The organism is Ruegeria sp. BE3 (assembly GCF_056538865.1).
On sequence record NZ_JBQFTW010000001.1, the window covers coordinates 324,324 to 344,884 of the forward strand.

The 20,561-nt window shown below is 58.7% G+C and carries 21 protein-coding genes; 13 read left to right on the forward strand and 8 right to left on the reverse strand.

The window, feature by feature from the left end:
- Positions 1 to 194 precede the first annotated feature (194 nt).
- Positions 195 to 440 (reverse strand): Flp family type IVb pilin, encoded by a 246-nt coding sequence (locus tag ACR0AZ_RS01555; RefSeq protein ID WP_480469155.1) that lies wholly within the window; start codon positions 438 to 440, stop codon positions 195 to 197.
- 351 nt (positions 441 to 791) lie between these two features.
- Here ACR0AZ_RS01555 and ACR0AZ_RS01560 point away from each other — a divergent pair, with 351 nt between their 5' ends.
- The gene (locus ACR0AZ_RS01560) at positions 792 to 1,670 is read left to right on the forward strand and encodes a lytic transglycosylase domain-containing protein (RefSeq protein WP_480666605.1); all 879 of its coding nucleotides are present in this window, start codon (positions 792 to 794) and stop codon (positions 1,668 to 1,670) included.
- Positions 1,671 to 1,716: 46 nt separating this feature from the next.
- On the opposite strand, the gene ACR0AZ_RS01565 is transcribed toward ACR0AZ_RS01560, so the two are convergent.
- From ACR0AZ_RS01565 to tldD, 5 genes are all read right to left on the reverse strand, one after another.
- On the reverse strand, positions 1,717 to 2,343 hold the full coding sequence (locus tag ACR0AZ_RS01565; protein ID WP_480657101.1) for a 3-oxoacid CoA-transferase subunit B: 627 nt from the start codon (positions 2,341 to 2,343) through the stop codon (positions 1,717 to 1,719).
- Positions 2,343 to 3,047, reverse strand: coding sequence for a CoA transferase subunit A (locus tag ACR0AZ_RS01570; protein WP_480469158.1), 705 nt, complete (start codon positions 3,045 to 3,047; stop codon positions 2,343 to 2,345). The genes ACR0AZ_RS01565 and ACR0AZ_RS01570 overlap by 1 nt, the downstream gene beginning before the upstream one ends.
- A gap of 92 nt (positions 3,048 to 3,139) precedes the next feature.
- Positions 3,140 to 5,740: a type I DNA topoisomerase gene (gene topA / locus ACR0AZ_RS01575; RefSeq protein ID WP_480666606.1), complete on the reverse strand. Its 2,601-nt coding sequence runs from the start codon at positions 5,738 to 5,740 to the stop codon at positions 3,140 to 3,142.
- Between the two features lie 181 nt (positions 5,741 to 5,921).
- Positions 5,922 to 7,046, reverse strand: coding sequence for a DNA-processing protein DprA (gene dprA / locus ACR0AZ_RS01580; protein ID WP_480666607.1), 1,125 nt, complete (start codon positions 7,044 to 7,046; stop codon positions 5,922 to 5,924).
- Positions 7,047 to 7,286: 240 nt separating this feature from the next.
- Complete coding sequence (tldD, locus tag ACR0AZ_RS01585; RefSeq protein ID WP_480666608.1) at positions 7,287 to 8,708, reverse strand: metalloprotease TldD; 1,422 nt, start codon at positions 8,706 to 8,708, stop codon at positions 7,287 to 7,289.
- 176 nt (positions 8,709 to 8,884) lie between these two features.
- On the opposite strand from tldD, the gene coxB reads away from it, so the two are divergent.
- From coxB to ACR0AZ_RS01640, 11 genes are all read left to right on the forward strand, one after another.
- Positions 8,885 to 9,796 (forward strand): cytochrome c oxidase subunit II, encoded by a 912-nt coding sequence (coxB, locus tag ACR0AZ_RS01590; RefSeq protein WP_480469162.1) that lies wholly within the window; start codon positions 8,885 to 8,887, stop codon positions 9,794 to 9,796.
- 73 nt (positions 9,797 to 9,869) lie between these two features.
- Positions 9,870 to 10,826, forward strand: a complete 957-nt coding sequence (gene cyoE / locus ACR0AZ_RS01595; RefSeq protein ID WP_480666609.1) for a heme o synthase — start codon at positions 9,870 to 9,872, stop codon at positions 10,824 to 10,826.
- Positions 10,823 to 10,984 (forward strand): hypothetical protein, encoded by a 162-nt coding sequence (locus ACR0AZ_RS01600; RefSeq protein WP_480469164.1) that lies wholly within the window; start codon positions 10,823 to 10,825, stop codon positions 10,982 to 10,984. Before cyoE ends, ACR0AZ_RS01600 begins: the two co-directional genes overlap by 4 nt.
- Positions 10,984 to 11,559 (forward strand): cytochrome c oxidase assembly protein, encoded by a 576-nt coding sequence (locus ACR0AZ_RS01605; protein ID WP_480666610.1) that lies wholly within the window; start codon positions 10,984 to 10,986, stop codon positions 11,557 to 11,559. Before ACR0AZ_RS01600 ends, ACR0AZ_RS01605 begins: the two co-directional genes overlap by 1 nt.
- Before the next feature lie 22 nt (positions 11,560 to 11,581).
- Positions 11,582 to 12,397, forward strand: coding sequence for a cytochrome c oxidase subunit 3 (locus ACR0AZ_RS01610; protein WP_480666611.1), 816 nt, complete (start codon positions 11,582 to 11,584; stop codon positions 12,395 to 12,397).
- A gap of 157 nt (positions 12,398 to 12,554) precedes the next feature.
- Positions 12,555 to 13,232: an SURF1 family protein gene (locus ACR0AZ_RS01615; protein WP_480666612.1), complete on the forward strand. Its 678-nt coding sequence runs from the start codon at positions 12,555 to 12,557 to the stop codon at positions 13,230 to 13,232.
- Positions 13,229 to 14,617, forward strand: coding sequence for a threonine synthase (gene thrC, locus ACR0AZ_RS01620; RefSeq protein WP_480666613.1), 1,389 nt, complete (start codon positions 13,229 to 13,231; stop codon positions 14,615 to 14,617). Before ACR0AZ_RS01615 ends, thrC begins: the two co-directional genes overlap by 4 nt.
- Positions 14,614 to 15,876 (forward strand): M16 family metallopeptidase, encoded by a 1,263-nt coding sequence (locus tag ACR0AZ_RS01625; RefSeq protein ID WP_480666614.1) that lies wholly within the window; start codon positions 14,614 to 14,616, stop codon positions 15,874 to 15,876. Before thrC ends, ACR0AZ_RS01625 begins: the two co-directional genes overlap by 4 nt.
- Positions 15,876 to 16,460, forward strand: coding sequence for a GNAT family N-acetyltransferase (locus ACR0AZ_RS01630; protein ID WP_480469170.1), 585 nt, complete (start codon positions 15,876 to 15,878; stop codon positions 16,458 to 16,460). The genes ACR0AZ_RS01625 and ACR0AZ_RS01630 overlap by 1 nt, the downstream gene beginning before the upstream one ends.
- Before the next feature lie 101 nt (positions 16,461 to 16,561).
- Entirely contained in the window at positions 16,562 to 17,380 is an 819-nt protein-coding gene (locus ACR0AZ_RS01635) for an MBL fold metallo-hydrolase (protein ID WP_480469171.1), read from the forward strand.
- Positions 17,381 to 17,418: 38 nt separating this feature from the next.
- Positions 17,419 to 18,834, forward strand: coding sequence for an FAD-binding oxidoreductase (locus ACR0AZ_RS01640; protein WP_480666615.1), 1,416 nt, complete (start codon positions 17,419 to 17,421; stop codon positions 18,832 to 18,834).
- A gap of 36 nt (positions 18,835 to 18,870) precedes the next feature.
- On the opposite strand, the gene ACR0AZ_RS01645 is transcribed toward ACR0AZ_RS01640, so the two are convergent.
- Together ACR0AZ_RS01645 and ACR0AZ_RS01650 are read right to left on the reverse strand one after the other, a co-directional pair.
- Entirely contained in the window at positions 18,871 to 19,353 is a 483-nt protein-coding gene (locus tag ACR0AZ_RS01645; protein ID WP_480469173.1) for a fasciclin domain-containing protein, read from the reverse strand.
- A gap of 170 nt (positions 19,354 to 19,523) precedes the next feature.
- Complete coding sequence (locus ACR0AZ_RS01650) at positions 19,524 to 20,063, reverse strand: adenine phosphoribosyltransferase (RefSeq protein ID WP_480469174.1); 540 nt, start codon at positions 20,061 to 20,063, stop codon at positions 19,524 to 19,526.
- Between the two features lie 323 nt (positions 20,064 to 20,386).
- On the opposite strand from ACR0AZ_RS01650, the gene ACR0AZ_RS01655 reads away from it, so the two are divergent.
- Positions 20,387 to 20,560, forward strand: a complete 174-nt coding sequence (locus ACR0AZ_RS01655; RefSeq protein WP_480469175.1) for a hypothetical protein — start codon at positions 20,387 to 20,389, stop codon at positions 20,558 to 20,560.
- Position 20,561: the final 1 nt, after the last annotated feature.

Here is a 20,561-nt window from a genome sequence, read left to right on the forward strand (position 1 = left end):
CAACGTGTTCGCGATCAACGCTAGCTTTGAATTGTGTCGAAATAAGGGACAATAAGAACAAATTCATTGTCGTATTGAGGTCGTATACCAATCGCCCCAGTTGTTTGCCGCTAAGAAAGAATAGAAAAGAGCCACATCAGATCTCTCTGATATGGCTCCAAGATTTGGCTTAGCACTAGCCGTGCTTCGATATCTTAGCCGCCGGTGCCGCTGTCAGAGCTGTCAGCGCTTGTTGCTCCGGTAACGCCACCAGCCGATGTGGTGCTTACAGTTGCGCCGGTCATCGCTGCTTCCACATTGTCAGCCATGCCCGAAGCACCGCCTGAGATGCCGCTGTATGCAACAGCTGCCAGGCCCACAACAGCTGCGGTCAGAACGACCCAGTCTACAGTTACGGCGCCGTCTTCGTCTTTGCGGAAGTTCTTGATGAACTTGATCATGTTACGTCCCTCCTAAAGGATCAAAAAGTAATTAACCTCGGCGTCTTCCAGAGCTTTCTCTCTCAGTCCGCTCCCGATCGTCTCGGCATGGATATATGTTTGACCCTTGTGCGTGGCAGGAATTGGGCCAATCGCGATTTTTTTCACTCAAAGCTTAACTTTTTGATGAGAAATATTGTAACATACGGAAAATAAACGAAAAAAAATATCTCCTTTTTACTTCCACCCGCCACGAGCGATGCAAAATAGCGGCAAATGAGGCGAAATTGCCCCAATTCGCGTTGTTTTTCTGGTGTAATGAGCTGTTCTCAGGTTCAAACTGTTCCAAAAGATAAAAATCGAGGCAGGCAAATGTATCTCCGGGACGCACTTATATGCGCCGGCGCGGTCGCGTTGCTAATAGGTGGCGCAGCGCAGGTCTTTGCGACCGAGCAAGAACCGCGCGGTGTTTACAAGCGGCTCTCAGCCCCCAAGCCGGGAGCGCGCGTGCGAGTCACCATCCAAATCACACCAGAACAGCATGCGACTGCTCCTTCGGCCCCCAGCACCGGGGCTTTGCTTGAGGTGCCAGACGATGTGACGCCAGCAAAGGTGCCCGCCTCGACGCCACCCAAGATTGCCGGGGCTGGGACCGGGATCGCTAAGCCTGTTGGATCCTACAAAGCGTTCTGGAATCGGGTGTCGCCCGAACTGGCGCAGGCAAATGCAGGGCGGTTGCGTGAGGCTGTGCAGGCGCTGACCGCCACGGGTGTTGCTGCGCCACGCCTGCAGACATTGCAGGAAATCGTCAATCAGCGGGGTGTTGATATTCTGCGGTCCACCGTGGGCACCAATGTGTCACCCGCGCTGGTGCTGGCCGTGATCTCGGTAGAATCGGCAGGAAAGACTGAGGCCGTGAGCTCTGCGGGTGCACAGGGCCTGATGCAGCTGATGCCGGCGACGGCCGAGCGCTTTGGGGTAAAAGACAGTTTCAAGCCCGAACAGAATATCGAGGGCGGCGTACGGTATCTGCATTGGTTGATGGAAGAGTTTGGGCAGGATCCGATTCTGGTCCTGGCTGGCTATAACGCGGGTGAGGGAGCCGTGCATAAGCACAGCGGAGTGCCGCCCTACGCCGAAACGCGGGATTATGTGCCAAAGGTCCTTGCGGCGTTTCAGGTTGCCAGCGCCTTATGTACGACGACACCTCAATTTGTCTCGGACCCCTGCGTCTTTCAGACCACCAACTAAAAAAGGCCCGCATAGCAGCGGGCCTTCTGATTCATAGACGGGGCACTCAACCGACAATCGTCGCCTGAGTGGCTGCGCGCATATCGTCTTCGCTGACACCATCGGCCAGCTCTACGATCTTAAGCCCGCCTTCGACAACATCCAGCACGCCAAGATTGGTGATGATGCGATCAACGACGCCCTGGCCAGTCAGTGGCAGAGTGCACTCTTTCAGCACTTTTGAATCGCCGTGCTTGTTGGTGTGATCCATGACCACGATTACGCGGCCCACACCGGCCACCAGATCCATCGCGCCGCCCATGCCTTTGACCAACTTGCCGGGAATCATCCAGTTCGCCAGATCGCCTTTCTCGTCCACTTCCATCGCACCCAGAATCGCAGCGGCGATTTTACCGCCTCGGATCATGGCAAACGAAGTCGCGCTATCGAAATAGGACGTGCGAGACAGTTCGGTGATTGTCTGTTTCCCTGCGTTGATCAGGTCCGCGTCTTCCTCGCCTTCGAACGGGAAGGGGCCCATGCCCAGCATGCCGTTCTCGGATTGCAGCGTAATATCCTTGTCACCCACATAGTTCGCCACCAGCGTCGGAATCCCGATGCCGAGGTTTACATACATGCCGTCTTCCAGCTCTTCTGCCGCGCGTGCGGCCATCTGATTGCGATCCCAGGGCATTATGCGTCCTCCTTCTTGCGGGTGGTGCGCTGTTCGATGCGCTTTTCGTGGCTGCCTTGAATGATGCGATGCACATAGATGCCGGGCAGGTGGATCGAATCCGGTTCAAGTGAGCCGCGCGGGACGATCTCTTCGACCTCAGCCACACAGATTTTACCGCAGGTCGCGGCGGGCACGTTGAAGTTACGAGCGGTCTTGCGGAACACGAGGTTCCCGGTGTCATCGGCTTTCCACGCCTTCACGATGGCGAGGTCGGCGAAGATGCCTTCCTCCATGATATAGGTCTCGCCGTTGAATTCCTTGTGCTCTTTACCCTCCGCAATCACCGTGCCTACACCTGTCTTGGTGTAGAACCCGGGGATGCCAGCACCACCGGCGCGCATCCGCTCGGCCAGCGTGCCTTGCGGGTTGAATTCCAGCTCAAGTTCACCGCTCAGGTATTGGCGCATGAACTCGGCGTTTTCGCCGACATATGAGCTGATCATCTTCTTGACCTGCTTGGTCTGCAGCAGGATGCCGATACCGAAATCATCAACACCTGCGTTGTTCGAGGCAAAGGTCAGATCCTTGGCACCCGAGGCCTTGATCGCCTCAAGCAGCATCTCTGGGATACCGCACAGCCCAAAGCCGCCCGCCGCGATGAGCATGCCGTCCGAGATCACCCCATCGAGCGCCTCATCGGCATTGTCATAGATTTTCTTCATGGAAAACTCCCCCAATGACATGGTGTTGGGCCGAGTTGTGCCGTCACGTCATTGGGAAGTCAATGAAACCCGGGCGAGGGTGGTATTTCTACCTAGCCCGCCGCCTTCTTTTTCGGCGCTGCCTTTTTCTTGGCACCCTTCTTGGCCGCGCGTTCATTGACCAGTTCGATGGCCATTTCCTGCGTCACATCCTCGGGCTTGATGTCCTTGGGGATGGTCGCATTGACCTTTTCCCACTTCACATAGGGCCCATAGCGCCCATCCAGAACCTGCATTGTGCCGCCGTCGGGGTGCTCACCCAGTTCTTTCAACGGTTTTGCCGCTGCGCGCCGCCCGCGCCCCGGATTAGCGCGCTTTTCGGCCAGCAGCTCCACGGCGCGGTTCATACCGATCTCGAATACATCATTGGGGTCTTTGAGGTTGGCATAGACCGGTTTGGCCTCGTCGGCGAGCTGATGCATCAGGTACGGGCCAAAGCGGCCAAAGTTTGACGTGATCATACCGCCTTCAGGATGTTCCCCGATCTGACGCGGCAGGCTGAGCAGCGTCAGCGCTTTCTCCAAATCCATGTCATCCTTGCTCCAGCCGCGGGGTAGGGACGCACGCGGGGGCTTCTTATTCTCGGGCGTGGGTTCGCCGCGCTGAACATATGGCCCGAACCGGCCGGATTTCAACCAGATTTCATCGCCCGCATCCTCGCCCAGCAGCCGTTCGTCGCCTTCTGCGCCTTCGCCCGCGATGGGGCGGGTATAGGTGCATTCGGGGTAGTTGCCGCAGCCCACAAAACCACCGGTGCGAGAGGTCTTCAGGTGCAATTGACCGACACCGCATTTCGGGCAGATGCGCGGATCAGAGCCGTCTTCGCGCGGCGGATACAGCTGCGGTGCCAGCGCCTCGTCCAGCTTGTCTAGCACCTCTGAGATGCGCAATTCCGACGTCTCGCCAATCGCCGCCGAGAAATCACGCCAGAATTTGCCCAGCAGATCCTTGTAGTCACGGTCACCCGCACTAACGTCGTCAAGTTCCTCTTCCAGATTGGCGGTGAACTCATAGCCCACATATTGCCGGAAGAAGTTCAGAAGGAAGATCGTCACGATCCGGCCCTTCTCCTCGGGGATTAGCCGGTTCTTGTCTTTGCGCACATATTCGCGGTCCTGAATCGTGGTCACGATCGAGGCATAGGTCGAGGGCCGCCCGATCCCCAGCTCTTCCATCCGTTTGACCAGAGTGGCCTCGGTATAGCGCGGAGGCGGCTGAGTGTGGTGCTGCAATGCAAGTACGGCCTCATTGTCAGACAGGATCGCGGCTTTGTCCGAGTCGCCGGTGGCCTTGGCAAACTGATCGCGCAGCGATGTTTTGGCAAAACGCGCCGGATCGCCCTGCATGATCTGTGGCAGGCGCTTGTCATCATCGTCGACAACGTCATCGCGGCCTTCTTCATAGACACGCATGAAACCATCGAACAGTACCACCTGACCGGTGGCGCGCAGACCAACCTGACCGTCTGTGCTGGTGATCTCAACTGTCGTACGCTCCAGCCGCGCGGCGGCCATCTGGCAGGCGATGGTGCGCTTCCAGATCAGATCATAGAGCTTGCGCTGATCCTCATCGGTCACCTTCAGCGCCTTGGCATCGCGCGACATATCTGTCGGGCGAATACACTCGTGCGCTTCCTGCGCGTTTTTGGCTTTGTTCTTGTAGATGCGCGGGCTGTCCGGCACGTATTCCGCACCATAACGGTCGGTGATCGCATCGCGCGTCGCAGCCACGGCCTCGGGGGCCATGTCGATGCCATCAGTCCGCATATAGGTAATGTATCCCGCCTCATAGAGACGCTGCGCCACCTGCATCGCATGGCGTGCACCCATCCCGAACTTGCGGCTAGCTTCCTGCTGTAGGGTCGAGGTCATGAACGGGGCAGAGGGGTTACGGGCGGCAGGCTTGGCCTCGACCGACGACACACTTAGATCGCGGCTGGTGATGGCTTGGACGGCCAGTTCAGCTTGCGTTGCGTTTGTCAGATCATGCTTGTCCAGCTTTTTACCGGCCAGAGTGACCAGACGTGCCTCATAGGTCTGACCCCGGGGCGTCTCGAACACAGCCTTGACCGACCAGTATTCGACCGGCTTGAAGGCTTCGATCTCCATCTCGCGTTCGACGATCAGGCGCAGGCAAACCGACTGCACGCGCCCCGCCGAACGCGCTCCCGGCAGTTTGCGCCACAGAACGGGCGACAGGTTGAAGCCCACCAGATAATCCAGCGCGCGGCGGGCCAGATAGGCCTCGACCAGAGGCATATCGACCTCACGCGGGTTCTGCATCGCCTCGGTCACGGCGTCCTTGGTAATGGCGTTGAACGTCACACGACTGACCGGCGTGTCCTTCTTGATCGAGCGGCGCTTGGTAAGCGCTTCCTGCAGATGCCAGCTGATCGCTTCGCCCTCGCGGTCAGGGTCAGTTGCGAGGATCAGAGCGTTGTCTTCTTTGAGAGCGTCTGCGATGGCTTTGACATGCTTTTTGCTGTCATTGCCGACCTCCCATTTCATCGAAAACTCGTGCTCAGGATCGACTGAACCATCTTTCGGCGGCAGGTCCCGCACATGGCCGTACGAGGCCAAAACCGTGTAGTCGGGGCCGAGATATTTGTTGATTGTTTTTGCTTTGGCCGGAGATTCTACAACAACTACAGGCATTTAAGTGGAAACCTCGCTCGACGAATTGGGCGCCTTCTATGGTGGTGCAAAATGTGTGGGGCAAGACAGAATTGTCAATGCGTTCCTTTTACCGCCTGAAAAGCGGCGTGATTTCAGCATGCTAGGGGGCATTTGAGCGATATGCGCGCATCAAAACATCAGCCGATTCAAAGGACGCGCCTCAGCTCGCCAGGGATAATAGCCCGCCCGGTTGGCGCTGGATCCGCCCCTCAAGCTCAAGATCAACCAGTGCAGGGCCCAGCTCTCCGGCGGTGGCGGCAATGTCGCGCAGCAACTGATCCTCGGCAATAGGTGAAGGGCCAAGGCGATCGAGGATCTGCGCATGAATTGCCTGCACAGGGTTGCGTTTGGGGGCTGCGGTTGGCGTTTCAGGTTCCGAGAAATGCGCGACCTGTGCTGGCAGGGCTTCGAGAACATCGTCGGCGGACCGCACGAGCGTTGCCCCGTCGCGAATCAATAAATTGCATCCAGCGGCTCTTGCATCAAAAGGATGACCTGGAACAGCCAGCACCTCGCGCCCCTGATCCAGAGCGTCCCGGGCGGTAATGAGGCTTCCTGACTTGGCAGCAGCCTCAACCACGACAACCGCCTGTGCCAGCCCCGATATAATGCGATTGCGGCGGGGGAAGTGGCGCGCCTGGGGCGTCATACCCATCGGCTGTTCGGACAGGCGCAGACCCTTGCGGGCGATATCATGCGCCAGATCGGTGTTCTCTGCCGGGTAAATCACATCAACGCCCCCGGCAATGACCGCTATTGTGCCGGTCTCCAACGATGCCAGATGCGCTGCGGTATCGATGCCGCGCGCCAGCCCTGAGACGATGGTATGTCCTTTGTTGCCCAGATCAGAGGCTAACCCCCGCGCCATGCGCGCGCCTAGAGAGGAGCAATTGCGGGCTCCCACCATGGCGATCGCAGGTTTTTGAAGAAGCGACATGTCCCCGACGGCCCATAGCAAGGGCGGAGCGTCGTTCAGATCATCCAAGGCAGCAGGAAAATCGGCGGCCCCAAGGCACAAAAGCCGCGCCTTGGCGGCTTTTGCAGCCTTGAGCTCCGCCTCGATGACGCCGGGAGGGCAGATTTCATACCCTTCTATTCCGACAGCGCGTGCCATTTCGGGCAGCGCGACCAGCGCGTTCTGCGCCGATCCATGTTCACGCAGCAGCCTGCGAAATGTCGCTGGGCCAACCTTGCGTGAGCGCAACAGGCGAAGCCACGAAAACCGGTCCTCTTCCGTGGTGGGTGGGAGTGGGGGGTGATTGGAAGAAAGCTGCTCCTCGGTCATCCGGTGCTCCGCCTGATTGCAGAACTGGTTTACGGGTTCGGGGGTTAACAGCCTGTAAATTGCGGAAAATTAGATGCGATTTGTTGAAGGAATTTGGTTGAAGATCTATCTATGGTTTTGAAAATAGATGAGAAAATTCGTGCGAATTTTCTTGGCCCGGTTGGCGGACGGATTGCGCTCAGGCGAATTGGAAGGGTAACGTGTTAACGGTGCGCCCATGTATTTTTTCTTGGGTCCGACTCAGGCGGCAGACCCACCGACAGTCAGGCCATCCATCAAAACGGTTGGCTGCCCGACACCGACCGGCACCCATTGCCCGTCTTTGCCGCACGTCCCCATGCCGGGATCCAATGCCATATCATTGCCCAGACCGCGGATACGCTTCAATGCCGAGGGCCCGTCGCCAATCAACGTAGCACCTTTAACGGGTGCGCCGATCTTGCCGTTTTCGACGCGGTAGGCCTCGGTGCAGGAGAAGACGAACTTGCCGTTGGTAATATCGACCTGACCGCCGCCGAATCCCACGGCCCAGATTCCGTCCTTGATATCGGCGACCAGCGCCGCCGGATCGGAGTCACCGCCGAGCATGATGGTATTGGTCATGCGTGGCATGGGTTTGTGCGCATAACTCTGCCGGCGCCCGTTCCCGGTAGGTGATACCCCCATAAGGCGGGCGTTCTGGCGGTCTTGCATGTAACCGGTCAGGATACCGTCCTCAATCAGCACCGTTCGCGAGCTTGGTGTGCCTTCGTCATCCACGGTTATCGAGCCGCGCCGATCAGCGATGGTGCCATCATCCACCACAGTGACGCCCTTTGAGGCAATCTGCTGCCCCATCAGACCAGCAAAGGCCGAGCTTCCCTTGCGATTGAAATCGCCTTCAAGCCCGTGGCCGATGGCTTCGTGCAACAGGATACCGGGCCAGCCGGGGCCAAGCGCAACCTCCATCACACCGGCGGGTGCGGGGATTGCATCTAGGTTCACTAGTGCAATCCGTAGCGCCTCGCGTGTCTTGTCCTGCCAGTCAGCAGGGTCGATCAGGCCGTCCAGCCCCACACGACCTCCGCCCCCGGCCGAGCCGCTCTCACGTCGTCCGTTCTGTTCGACGATGACCGAAACATTCAGGCGTGTCATCGGGCGCACATCGCGCACCAGCACACCGTCGGGGCGCAGAATTTCAACTTCTTGAACTGCGGCAGCGATGGTGGCGCTGACCTGCACCACGCGCTGGTCCAGATCGCGGGCAAAGGCGTCAACCGCACGCAGGGTCTCTATCTTGACTGGGAAATCGGCAGATTCGATGGGATCTTCATCCGTATAAAGCCGGATATTGGTTGATCGCGGAGGCTCAGCCAACGTACCGCCACCATCACCTACCGCAAGGCGTGCCGTTTCCGCGGCGCGTTTCAGGGCAGGGATCGAAACATCTGTTGAATGAGCATATCCCGCCACTTCGCCCTGAACAGCGCGTAGACCGAAGCCTTCGGATGCGTCATAAGATGCTGTGCGCAGACGCCCGTCATCGAACACCAGAGACTCGGACTTTCGGCGTTCGACAAAAAGCTCTCCGTCTTCGGCCCCGGCTGTTGCGGACTGCAAGACAGCAAGCGCTTCGTCTTGCGGAAGAGTGCTCTCAAAAGGGCGAAATGGGGCCTGAGTCATGGGTTGCGACCTTTCGGGTTTGATCCAGATCAAAAATAGCGTCTGTTTGACGCAAGCATTTTGCTTTATCTACCTCCCGGAATATGGTTTTTAACGCGGCCAAAGACAACGGGAGAGGTGCGACCGATTCACACCTTTTCGCCAGGGACGCAAAGATCAAACGATCAGGACAGAACATGAAGAATGCTTTGATGCTTTCGGGGCTTGCAACAGCCCTCTCCAGCCTTCCAGCCATGGCTCAGGAGCTTGAGATTATTGGCAAGCCGGTCGATGGTGGCATGGGTTTCCAGCCTGCCGCGACAAGCCTCGCGGAAGGTATCCAGCGGTTGGACGGAATGATTCTCGTGATCATCACCGCAATCTGCCTGCTGGTCGCGGGTCTGCTGGTGTACTGCATCATGCGCTACAACCAGCGCGTCAACCCGAATCCTGCGCGATTCTCGCACTACACCCCGGTTGAGATTGCGTGGACGCTTGGCCCGATCCTGATTCTGGTCTTTATCGGAGCGTTTTCGCTGCCGGTGCTGTTCAAGCAGCAGGAAATTCCGGAAGGTGACGTGGTGATCAAAGTCGTGGGCAACCAGTGGTACTGGACCTACGAATATGTGGATCACGATTTTGCCTTCGACAGCTATCTTCTGGGCCATCCGGCCACTCTGGATGAGGGCGCGCGCCCGGCGGATGCCGACGTAACGCCGTTTGTTCTGGACGATGCGATGCGTGCGAAGCTCGCGGATTCCGGTTATGGCGACGATGAATGGCTTCTGGCCACCGACACGGCTGTTGTCGTACCGGTTGGCAAGATCATCGTGATGCAGGTCACGGCGTCGGACGTGATCCACTCTTGGGCCATCCCTTCCTTTGGCGTGAAGCAGGACGGTGTACCAGGTCGCCTGGCCGAGCTGTGGTTCCAGGCCGACAAGGAAGGCGTCTATTTCGGCCAGTGCTCGGAACTGTGCGGCAAGGACCATGCCTATATGCCGATCACGGTGAAAGTGGTCAGCGAAGAAGCCTATGAAGAATGGCTGCAAGGTGCTCTGGAAGAGTATGCAGGTCAGCCTGCTGCTTACCAGGTGGCCTCGAACTAAGCCCATCGCGGGCTAGGTAAACACAAGCGGGCTGCGCGGTAATCGCGCGGCTTTTGCCCCAGAAGGACCGGATATGAGCGACGCAAGCTTCAATGCCAGCACCGTTTCTGCACAACCCCGTGCGGATGAGGCGGGCTTTGGTGATTATTTCGCCTTGCTGAAGCCGCGCGTGATGTCGCTGGTGGTGTTCACCGCTCTGGTCGGGCTGCTGGCCGCGCCGGTTCCTGTGCATCCGTTTGTCGGGTTTTGCGCCATTTTGTTCATTGCTATCGGTGGCGGCGCATCGGGTGCGCTGAACATGTGGTGGGACGCGGATATCGACCGTGTCATGAAGCGCACCAAAGGCCGCCCGATCCCGTCCGGCAAGGTCGAAGAGGGTGAGGCATTGGCGCTGGGTCTGGCTCTGTCCGGCCTGTCCGTCATCATGCTCGGCTTGGCGACGAACTGGTTTGCAGGCGCGTTCCTGGGTTTCACCATTTTCTTCTATGTCGCCGTCTACACCATGTGGCTCAAGCGCTCGACCCCGCAGAACATCGTGATCGGTGGCGCGGCCGGGGCGTTCCCGCCGGTGATCGGCTGGGTCGCCGCGACGGGATCAATGTCGATCGAACCGTGGCTGATGTTTGCTCTGACCTTCATGTGGACGCCGCCGCATTTCTGGGCGTTGGCGCTGTTCATGCGTTCGGACTACGATGATGCGGGCGTGCCGATGCTGACCGTGACTCATGGACGTCGGGCGACGCGCTGGCATATTCTGGTTTACACGGCTTTGCTGGCCCTGCTGGCCGTCGGCACAGCCTTCTCGGGCATTGGCGGGCCGATCTACCTGACTGTTGCAGTGGTAATGAACGCCCTGTTCCTGCGTGGCGCGTGGCTGATTTTCCGCCGCAGCGAGGATGACTCAGAGGCTGACAATTTCAAGGTGGAGCGCAGCTTCTTCAAGCTGTCGCTGGTGTATCTCTTCCTGCATTTCGGTGCGATCCTCTTTGAGGCCTTGCTGAAACCCTATGGATTGGGAGGCTGGTCATGAGCCTGCGCAAAACCCATGAGCTTCACCAGCGCCGGTTCAGCCGCAATCTGGGCGTAGGCCTGACGCTGGCGGCCTTCATCGTGATCATCTTTGGTCTGACCGTCGTGAAGGTGTCGGGCACGGACTTCAACATGGCGACGCAAGAGGTGCAGAACTGATGGCGCTTTCGGGTCCTCAGAAGACTGTTGCCCAGACTGTGGGTGTTGTGGTGCTGATGGGCAGCCTCGCTTGGGCGGCAGTGCCGTTCTACGACTGGTTCTGCCGGGTTACCGGATTTGGTGGCACTACCGGTGTGGCGGAAACCGCACCCGAAGATATTCTGGATCGCACCATCACCGTGCGCTTTGACGCCTCAAAGGCCAAGGATATGGACTGGGAGTTCAAGCCGGTTGAGCGCGAAATGGAGGTGCGTATCGGTGAAACCGGTCTGGCCTTCTATGAAGCCTACAACCCCACCGATCGCCCGATTGCCGGGCAGGCGTCTTACAATGTCGCGCCCTATTCGGCGGGTGGATATTTTCAGAAAATCGCCTGTTTCTGCTTTGAAGAGCAGGTACTGCAACCCGGTGAGCGGGTTGAGATGCCGGTGACTTTCTTCGTCGCCCCCGAAATGGTCGAAGATCTGGAAGCCAAGTATGTTCATACGATCACGCTGTCGTATACATTCTACGAAATTGACCTGCCCGAGGGCTATGCCGCCCTTGACGTGCAGGCTGATACAAACAAGAACTAACGCCTGTAGGTGAGGGACGCTGATGGCACACGCAAAAGACCATGATTATCACATTCTGAACCCGTCGATCTGGCCACTGGTCGGCGCGGCGGCCGGCTTTGTGATGCTGTTCGGAGCTGTTCTGTGGATGCACGGGGTGACCCCGTGGATTTTCTGGATGGGGCTGATCGGTGTTCTGTACACCATGTTTGCCTGGTGGTCCGAAGTGGTGGTCGAAAGCCGCCAGGGCGATCATACGCCGGTTGTGCGCATCGGCCTGCGCTATGGCTTCATCCTCTTCGTGATGTCCGAGGTGATGTTCTTCTTCGCCTGGTTCTGGTCGTTCTTCAAACATCGCATGTATCCGATGTACGACTATGCTGGAACCGAATACATCCAGCCGAACATCCATGCGGTCGACCCGTTCCACCTGCCGCTGATCAATACTCTGGTCCTGCTGCTGTCGGGCTGTGCGATCACATGGGCGCACCATGCGCTGGTACATAACAATGACCGCAAGGCGTTGGTGCAGGGTCTGGCGATCGGGATCGCACTGGGCATCGCCTTTACCGCGCTGCAGGGGTTCGAATATTACGAACTGCTGGCTCATGAAGGCTGGAAATTTGGTGGCGACCAGTTCTACTCGAACTTCTTCATGGCGACCGGTTTCCACGGCGCGCATGTGATCATCGGGACGATCTTCCTGTCGGTCTGTCTGATCCGGGCGCTAAAGGGTGACTTCACCCCTGAGAAACATGTCGGGTTCGAAGCCGCAGCCTGGTACTGGCACTTCGTCGACGTCGTCTGGTTGTTCCTGTTCTTCGCCGTCTACATCTGGGGTCAGGCCCCGCTGATGTAAGTCGCGTCAGGTGATTCAATTGCAAAAGCCGCCCCTCTGGGGCGGCTTTTTCTCGATTAGGGGCGCAAGATTGCGCCCCGTACAATTGCATGGTTGCAATTCAGCCCGCGCGCGCCTTAACAAGACGCCGGTTCCCGATACGAGGTTTTACCCTGACATGCGCCGCACCCTGTTCCTGCTGATCATCGGCCTTGCCGGATTGGGCATATTGCTGTCGCTGGGCACCTGGCAGATTCAGCGGCTGGCATGGAAACAGAGCATACTGGCCGAAATCGAAGCCCGTATCGCGGCCGCTCCGGTGACCTTGCCTGAGGTGGTTTCAGAGGATGCAGACAAGTACCTGCCCGTGACCGTGACCGGCGAGATGCTTCCGGGTGAAATCCATGTCCTGGTTTCGGTCAAGCAGGTGGGGGCAGGGTACCGGGTCATTCAGGCTTTCCGCAGCGAAGATCGGGAAATCTTGGTGGATCGGGGTTTTGTACCGACGACCGCGAAACAGACCGAACGGCTGACCGGGCCGATGGAGATCACGGGAAACCTGCACTGGCCGGATGAAGTGGACAGCTATACCCCTGAGGCGGATACCAGCAGCAACATCTGGTTCGCGCGGGATGTGCCCTCTCTGGCTGCGGCGTTGAAGACCGAGCCTGTGCTGCTGATTGCCCGGTCTGAAACCGACCCGAATGTGACGCCCTTGCCTGTGGACACGGCGGGCATCCCGAACGATCACCTGCAATATGCAATCACATGGTTTGGCCTGGCCCTGGTCTGGGCTGCGATGACCGGATACTTCCTGTGGCGCAACCGCGCCAATTCTGAGAGTGACGCGATATGAAATACATCTCGACCCGTGGGCAAGCGCCCGAACTGACCTTTGAAGAGGCGATGCTGACCGGGCTTGCCCGTGACGGGGGCCTGTACTTGCCCGCCGAGATTCCGGTGATGACACAGGACGAGATCGCCGCTCTGGCCGGTCTGCCTTATGAGGAAATCGCGATTCGCGTCATGTGGCCCTATGTCAGCGGCTCCTTTGCCGAGGATGAGTTCAAGGCGATCATCACCCGTGCCTATGAAGGCTTCGGCCATGACGCCCGCGCGCCGTTGAAGCAGCTCAACGAGAACCACTTCCTGTTGGAACTGTTCCACGGCCCCACGTTGGCCTTCAAAGACTTCGCAATGCAGTTGATCGGCCAGCTGTTTCAAGTGGCCCTTAAGCGGCGCAATGACCGCGTGACCATCGTTGGCGCGACCAGCGGCGACACAGGCTCAGCAGCTATCGAAGCGTTCCGGGGGCTGGACGCGGTCGACGTATTTATCTTGTTCCCGCATGGTCGCGTGTCCGAGGTGCAGCGCCGTCAGATGACGACGCCTGCAGACAGCAATGTGCACGCGCTGGCCGTCGATGGAGATTTTGACGATTGCCAAGCCGCGCTGAAGGATATGTTCAACGATTTCGACTTCCGCGATGGTGTGAAACTGGCCGGGGTGAACTCGATCAACTTTGCCCGGGTGTTGGCGCAGATCGTTTATTACTTTTCGGCCGCCGTCAGCCTCGGCGCGCCGCACCGGAAGGTCAGTTTCACTGTGCCAACCGGCAATTTCGGCGATATCTTCGCAGGCTATCTGGCCAAACGCATGGGTCTTCCTATCGATCGATTGGTGGTGGCAACCAACCAGAACGACATCCTGCATCGCTGTCTCTCGGGCGAGGGCTATTTCAAGGGCGACACCATCCCCTCGATCAGCCCGTCGATGGACATTCAGGTCAGCTCGAACTTTGAGCGTGCGCTGTATTATGCCTATGGCGAAGACGGCGGCGCGGTCGCGCAGTTGATGGATGAACTCAAGACCGGGGGCTTCAACGTCAGTCAAGGCGCGATGGAAGCGCTGCGTGAAAGTTTCGATTCAGGCCGTGCGTCCGAGGACGAGACGCTTGAAACGATTAAGCATACTCTGGCCCACAGCGCTGAACTGGTCTGCCCGCACACTGCCGTTGGTATCAAGGTTGCCGAAGAACGCCGCGCGGCAGAGGTGCCGATGATCACGCTGGCCACCGCGCACCCTGCAAAATTCCCGGCAGCGGTCGAGAAGGCGAGCGGCGAACATCCGCCTCTTCCATCCCGCATGTCTGATCTGTATGAACGTCCGGAACGGGTGACCCGCATTGCCAACGATCTGGGCGCCCTTGAGGATCATATCAAAAGGCACATCGCTGAGTGACTGTCAGACAAGACCAACTGAAGAACGGCTTTCGTATCGTCAGTGAACATATGCCGGGGCTGCAATCTGCGGCCATCGGCATCTGGGTGACCGCCGGCGGGCGGCATGAGCGGATCGAACAGAACGGAATTGCGCATTTCCTTGAACATATGGCGTTCAAAGGAACCGAGCGACGTTCCGCGCTGCAAATCGCCGAGGCCATCGAGGATGTGGGCGGCTATATCAACGCCTATACCTCGCGTGAGGTCACAGCCTACTACGCGCGCGTCTTGAAAGACGATGTGGCGCTGGCGATGGACGTGATCGGTGACATCGTTCTGAACCCGGTCTTTGATCCGCGCGAGATCGAGGTTGAGCGTGGCGTGATCCTGCAGGAGATCGGTCAGGCCTATGACACGCCCGACGATGTGATCTTTGACTGGCTGCAGGAGCAGAGCTATCACGACCAGCCCCTTGGCCGCACCATTCTGGGACCGACCGAGCGCGTCAGTGCGTTTTCACGCGAGGACTTGTCGGGTTTCGTGGCCGAACACTACGGGCCGGAACAGATGATCCTGTCTGCCGCAGGGGCGGTGGATCACGACCAACTGATGAAAATGGCCGAAGAGATGTTTGGCCATCTGCAGCCGCGCAAGGGTTTGACGCCCGACGCCGCGCGGTTCACAGGAGGTGAAGCTCGGCAGGAAAAAGAGCTGGAGCAAGCCCATTTTGCACTGGCGCTGGAAAGCCCAGGGTATCGCGATGACGCGATCTATACAGCGCAGATCTATTCGACGGCATTGGGTGGCGGCATGTCCTCGCGCCTGTTTCAGGAAGTGCGCGAGACGCGCGGGCTGTGCTATACGATCTTTGCTCAGACCGGGGCCTACGCGGACACCGGGACGACCACGATCTATGCCGGGACCTCGGCGGATCAGGTGGGCGAGCTAGCGACGATCACCATCGACGAGATGAAGCGCGCGGCGGAAGACATGAGCCCTGAAGAGGTCGCACGTGCCCGTGCTCAGATGAAAGCCGGGATGCTGATGGGGCTGGAAAGCCCGTCGAACCGGGCCGAACGACTGGCGCGGCTGGTGCAGATCTGGGGGCGGGTGCCTTCGCTTGAGGACACGGTCGCCAAGATCGATGCGGTCAGCACCGAAGATGTGCGCGCCTTTGCGGAAGAAATGGCAGTGCAGGCCCCGGCGGCGCTGGCGCTTTATGGCCCCATCTCGGGCGCGCCGACATTGGGGGAACTGCAGGAGAGGCGTGCGGCGTGATGCTGTTGGGCAGACGCAAGCTGAAACTCGAAACCGAGCGCCTGACTCTGCGCCCGCCCATCCATTCCGACTTCAACGACTGGACCGCGCTGCGGCGGTCGTCAAAAGATTATCTGGTGCCGTGGGAGCCTGTCTGGGCCAACGATCATCTGAGCCGGAAATCGTTTACCAACCGGGTCTATTGGGCGCAGCGTTCGGTGGCCAGTGGAACGGCGATCCCGTTGTTTCTGTTCCGCCGCAGCGATGATGTGCTGCTGGGGGCGATCACGCTGGACAATATACGGCGGGGTCCGGCGCAGGCGGGAACGCTGGGCTATTGGACCGGTGAGACCTATGCGCGGCAGGGCTTCATGCGTGAGGCGATCGGGGCGGTTGTGCATTACGCCTTTACCCGGCTGGATCTGAGCCGGATCGAGGCGGCCTGTCTTCCGGAAAACAAGGCCTCTCGCGGGTTGTTGGAAAGCTCGGGGTTCAAATACGAAGGCGTGGCGCAGTCTTATCTGCAGATCAATGGGCGGTGGCGGACGCATGTACTCTATGCCTCTTTGCGGTCCGATCGGCGGGGCAAGACGGACGCTGGGTAGGGGCTCTGCCCCCGCCGCGGCAAGCCGCGTCTCCCCCGGGATATTTTTGGCCAGATGAACAAGGGGCATGACTTGGTTGCGTTCTGCGCTACACTCCCTTCATGCGGTGGATTGTTTTTGGGCTGATGATGTTTGCAGGCGGGGCGGTGGCGCAGGAGCGTCGGCCAAGCCATTGCATAGCTATCGCGGATGCGGCGCCCGGGATCGAGTATCTGCACAAGGCGGCCTGGCAGGATCCGGTGCCCGAGTTTTCGGTGCGGATCAGCTATGTCGCCCATGCCTCGTTTCTGATCCAGACACAGGGCGGGTTGAATGCGGTTACGGATTTTACCGGGTTCATCGGAGGCGCCGATCTGATTCCGGATGTGGTGACCATGAATCACGCGCATAGCACCCATTGGACGGCGTACCCTGATCCAGCTATTCCACATGTCTTGCCGGGCTGGGGCGAGTTCGGGCAGGGGGTCGACCACTACCTCGATCTGGGTGAGATGCTGGTGCGCAATGTCTCGACCGACATTCGGTCAACCTATGGTGGGGTCGAGGAACGCGGGAATTCGATCTTCGTGTTCGAAGTAGAGGGGCTGTGTATCGGGCATCTGGGTCATCTGCATCATATCCCCTCGGACGAGCAGTTTGCGGCGCTTGGGCGGCTGGATGTGGTCATGGCAGCGGTGGATGGCGGCACGACGATGCCGTTGCCCGAGATGATCGAGGTGCTGAAACGGCTGAAAAGCTCGGTGATCATACCGATGCACTGGTTCTCGGGCTTTTCGCTGGAGCGATTTCTGGTGGATATCCGGGATACGTTTCCGGTGCAGCGCGATGGGGTGTCCGAGATCGTTGTTTCGTTGCGGACCTTGCCGGACCGTCCCACCGTAGTGGTGTTGGAGCCGCAATATCTGATCGATCTGGAATAGGGCTTGTCGCTGGTGATCGCCTTTGGCAGGGATGGGGTATGGAACTGAACCCCGCCGATGAAAATTTTGCCCGCGTTATCCGCGATGCGCTCGGCAATGATGTGCTGCGCCCGCTTGAGGATAGCTATCTCGAAGAACCGCGTCGGCGGTTTGTCGGTCGGGGCGGTTTGCTGGCGATGCCGCGTTCGGTTGAGGAAGTCTCGGCGCTTGTGCGATATGCGCATAAGTCGCGAGTCCCGGTCGTACCTTATGGCGGCGGGACCGGGCTGGTTGGCGGTCAGGTGATGGCAGAGGGTCCTGTGCCGTTGATCCTGTCACTGGAGCGCATGACCGCGATCCGTGCGATCTATCCAACCGAGAACATAATGATCGCCGAGGGTGGTGCGATCCTGGCGGATATACAGGCCTCAGCAGAACAGGCTGACCGGTTGTTCCCGCTGTCACTGGCGGCGCAGGGCTCTTGCCGGATCGGCGGCAATCTGGCCACCAATGCGGGCGGAGTGAACGTGCTGCGCTATGGCAACGCGCGCGATCTGTGTCTGGGGCTTGAGGCGGTTTTGCCCAGTGGCGAGATCTGGCATGGGCTGAGCCGGTTGCGCAAGGACAACACCGGCTATGATCTGCGCAACCTTCTGATCGGGTCCGAGGGAACGCTGGGCATCATAACCGCAGCGGCGTTGAAGCTGTTCCCGCGACCCAATGCGGTCGGAACGGCGATGTTTCAGGTGGCATCACCCGAAGCCGCGATTGACCTGCTGTCACTGTCGCGCGATCGGGTGGGCGAGGCCGTCAGTACCTTCGAGCTGATCCACCGGCAAGGTTTGCAATTTCTGACCGAGGTTCTGCCTGATATCCGGCAACCCTTTACGGAGCAGCCCGAATGGTCCGTTCTGATCGAACTCGGCCTGTCAGAGGGACAGGCCCCTTCTGAGATCCTTGAGACGCTTTATGCGAATGCCGAGGCACGCGGGTTGGTCAATGACGGCGTGATTGCCCAGAGCGAGGCACAACGTGCCGAGCTTTGGGCCGTGCGCGAGAATATACCGGAAGCCAACCGGTTGATCGGGTCCGTGTCCAGCCACGATATTTCGGTTCCGATCTCTGACATCCCCGAGTTCATTCGGCAGGGTGAAAAGGTTGTCGCCGCACTAGGGTCTTTTCGCCTGAATTGTTTTGGGCATCTGGGGGACGGTAATCTGCATTACAACGTCTTTCCTCCGCCGGAGCATGACCGGGCGGAATACGTTGGGCAAAGGGCCGCAATCAAACGCGCCGTGCATGACCTTGTGCATGCGTTTGGCGGCTCGGTCAGTGCGGAACACGGTATCGGGCGTCTGAAGACGGAAGATCTGGCGCGGTATGGCGATCCGGTCAGGTTGAGCGCGATGCGGGCCATCAAGGATGCATTGGACCCGCTCGGGATCATGAACCCCGGCGCCGTATTGCCGGGGTGACCGCGGCCCGGGACAGGGCCAGGCCGCGATCCTGCGTTAGGACGCCGGCAAAATGACTTTGTCGATCACATGGATCACGCCATTTTCAGCCTCGATATCGGCCTGGACGACGTTGGCGTCATTGATCATCACGCCGTTATCCAGATCCACCGTGATATCTCCGCCCTGAACGGTTGCAGCGGTCATATCGTCGGACAGATCGCCCGACATCACCTTACCCGGCACCACGTGATAGGTCAGAATGGCGACCAGCTGATCCTTGTTTTCCGGCTTCAGCAGGTTTTCCACCGTACCTTCGGGCAGGGCAGCGAACGCTTCATCGGTGGGGGCAAAGACAGTGAAAGGGCCTTCACCCTTCAGCGTATCGACCAGCTCGGCGGCCTGGACCGCAGCAACAAGTGTTTCAAAGCTGCCCGCGTTCACCGCAGTGTCGACGATATCTTTGGAGTGGCCGTCCGCGAGGGCTGCGGTGGACAACAGAATGCCAGCTACTCCGGCAACAGCGTATTTGCGCAACATGATAAGGTTCCCTGGTTGAGAATGCCCTAAGTGGCATCAACCAATCTACGCAGTCGGGTCGCTGGGGGATCACAGATTTTGAACGCTGTTGTTTCTTGAATAAAGCGGCTTGCGCGCTAAGCCATCGGGCCGCTCAAATTCCAATCACAAGTTTGTGAAAAGCGTGACGGTCAGAGCCCTTCGAACTCGCACAGAACATGCACGTCCATGCCCAGATCTTCCAGAACTTTGCGCCCGCCCAATTCGGGCAGGTCAATGATGAACGCGCAGGAAATGATTTCTCCGCCCAGCCGTTCGATCAGTTTGATCCCAGCTGCGGCGGTGCCGCCGGTGGCCAGAAGATCATCGACGACCAGGATCTTCTCGCCCGGCTGGATGGCGTCGTCGTGGATTTCCACGATGGCCTCGCCATATTCCAGCTTATAATCCTGACTGATCGTGGTGCCCGGCAGTTTGCCTTTCTTGCGGATCGGCACGAAACCAACGCTCAGTTGGTGCGCTATGGCGCCGCCCAGGATGAAGCCTCGCGCCTCAAGGCCCACAACCTTGTCGATCCGCTCGCCCGCATAGGGGTGCAGCATCTGGTCAATCGCCATGCGGAATCCGCGCGGGTCGGCAAACAGGGTGGTGACATCGCGGAACATGATCCCCTCATGCGGGAAATCGACGATGGTCCGAATGTAATCCTTGACCGTTTTGTTTCTGGACATGGGTCACCCTTTTGGCATCAAACACGCGGGGGTGTTTGGCCCATCAGGGACGGTCATGCAAGAGAACTTTGGGCCCTGCGGCTACTTGCGGCGGCGGCTGATGACGTTTGGCAGGCCATAGTACCGATACAAGGCGTCCGGCAACCATGACAGGTGCGGTTTACGCCAGTTGCGTTGATCCCGAAGAAGAAAAGCCTGCGCGACATGAAGGTTCATTGCTTTAATCTCACTTTTGTTGTTATGTGCCCGATATCTACATTTTCTATGCTATGTATATACATTGCATCGCGATATGAATCAAGGTCTGAACGGGGTCAGGGCGCGTGGCTAAGAAAGACGGAAAGAAATCCACAAAGAAAAACAGTCAGTTGGTCCTGCGTCTCGATAAGGATGAGCGGGACGCATTTGTAGAGCTGTGTAAGGAACTGGACACGTCAGCCGCCCGCGAAATCCGCCGGTTCATCCGGGGATTCATGAAGGAAAACGCGGAAGAATAAG

What these genes read in the sequence shown, in the direction of transcription:
- ACR0AZ_RS01555 (WP_480469155.1), bottom strand. Translation starts at nt 440, where the DNA reads ATGATCAAGTTCATCAAGAACTTCCGCAAAGACGAAGACGGCGCCGTA.
- ACR0AZ_RS01560 (WP_480666605.1), top strand. Translation starts at nt 792, where the DNA reads ATGTATCTCCGGGACGCACTTATATGCGCCGGCGCGGTCGCGTTGCTA.
- ACR0AZ_RS01565 (WP_480657101.1), bottom strand. Translation starts at nt 2,343, where the DNA reads ATGCCCTGGGATCGCAATCAGATGGCCGCACGCGCGGCAGAAGAGCTG.
- ACR0AZ_RS01570 (WP_480469158.1), bottom strand. Translation starts at nt 3,047, where the DNA reads ATGAAGAAAATCTATGACAATGCCGATGAGGCGCTCGATGGGGTGATC.
- topA (WP_480666606.1), bottom strand. Translation starts at nt 5,740, where the DNA reads ATGCCTGTAGTTGTTGTAGAATCTCCGGCCAAAGCAAAAACAATCAAC.
- dprA (WP_480666607.1), bottom strand. Translation starts at nt 7,046, where the DNA reads ATGACCGAGGAGCAGCTTTCTTCCAATCACCCCCCACTCCCACCCACC.
- tldD (WP_480666608.1), bottom strand. Translation starts at nt 8,708, where the DNA reads ATGACTCAGGCCCCATTTCGCCCTTTTGAGAGCACTCTTCCGCAAGAC.
- coxB (WP_480469162.1), top strand. Translation starts at nt 8,885, where the DNA reads ATGAAGAATGCTTTGATGCTTTCGGGGCTTGCAACAGCCCTCTCCAGC.
- cyoE (WP_480666609.1), top strand. Translation starts at nt 9,870, where the DNA reads ATGAGCGACGCAAGCTTCAATGCCAGCACCGTTTCTGCACAACCCCGT.
- ACR0AZ_RS01600 (WP_480469164.1), top strand. Translation starts at nt 10,823, where the DNA reads ATGAGCCTGCGCAAAACCCATGAGCTTCACCAGCGCCGGTTCAGCCGC.
- ACR0AZ_RS01605 (WP_480666610.1), top strand. Translation starts at nt 10,984, where the DNA reads ATGGCGCTTTCGGGTCCTCAGAAGACTGTTGCCCAGACTGTGGGTGTT.
- ACR0AZ_RS01610 (WP_480666611.1), top strand. Translation starts at nt 11,582, where the DNA reads ATGGCACACGCAAAAGACCATGATTATCACATTCTGAACCCGTCGATC.
- ACR0AZ_RS01615 (WP_480666612.1), top strand. Translation starts at nt 12,555, where the DNA reads ATGCGCCGCACCCTGTTCCTGCTGATCATCGGCCTTGCCGGATTGGGC.
- thrC (WP_480666613.1), top strand. Translation starts at nt 13,229, where the DNA reads ATGAAATACATCTCGACCCGTGGGCAAGCGCCCGAACTGACCTTTGAA.
- ACR0AZ_RS01630 (WP_480469170.1), top strand. Translation starts at nt 15,876, where the DNA reads ATGCTGTTGGGCAGACGCAAGCTGAAACTCGAAACCGAGCGCCTGACT.
- ACR0AZ_RS01635 (WP_480469171.1), top strand. Translation starts at nt 16,562, where the DNA reads ATGCGGTGGATTGTTTTTGGGCTGATGATGTTTGCAGGCGGGGCGGTG.
- ACR0AZ_RS01640 (WP_480666615.1), top strand. Translation starts at nt 17,419, where the DNA reads ATGGAACTGAACCCCGCCGATGAAAATTTTGCCCGCGTTATCCGCGAT.
- ACR0AZ_RS01645 (WP_480469173.1), bottom strand. Translation starts at nt 19,353, where the DNA reads ATGTTGCGCAAATACGCTGTTGCCGGAGTAGCTGGCATTCTGTTGTCC.
- ACR0AZ_RS01650 (WP_480469174.1), bottom strand. Translation starts at nt 20,063, where the DNA reads ATGTCCAGAAACAAAACGGTCAAGGATTACATTCGGACCATCGTCGAT.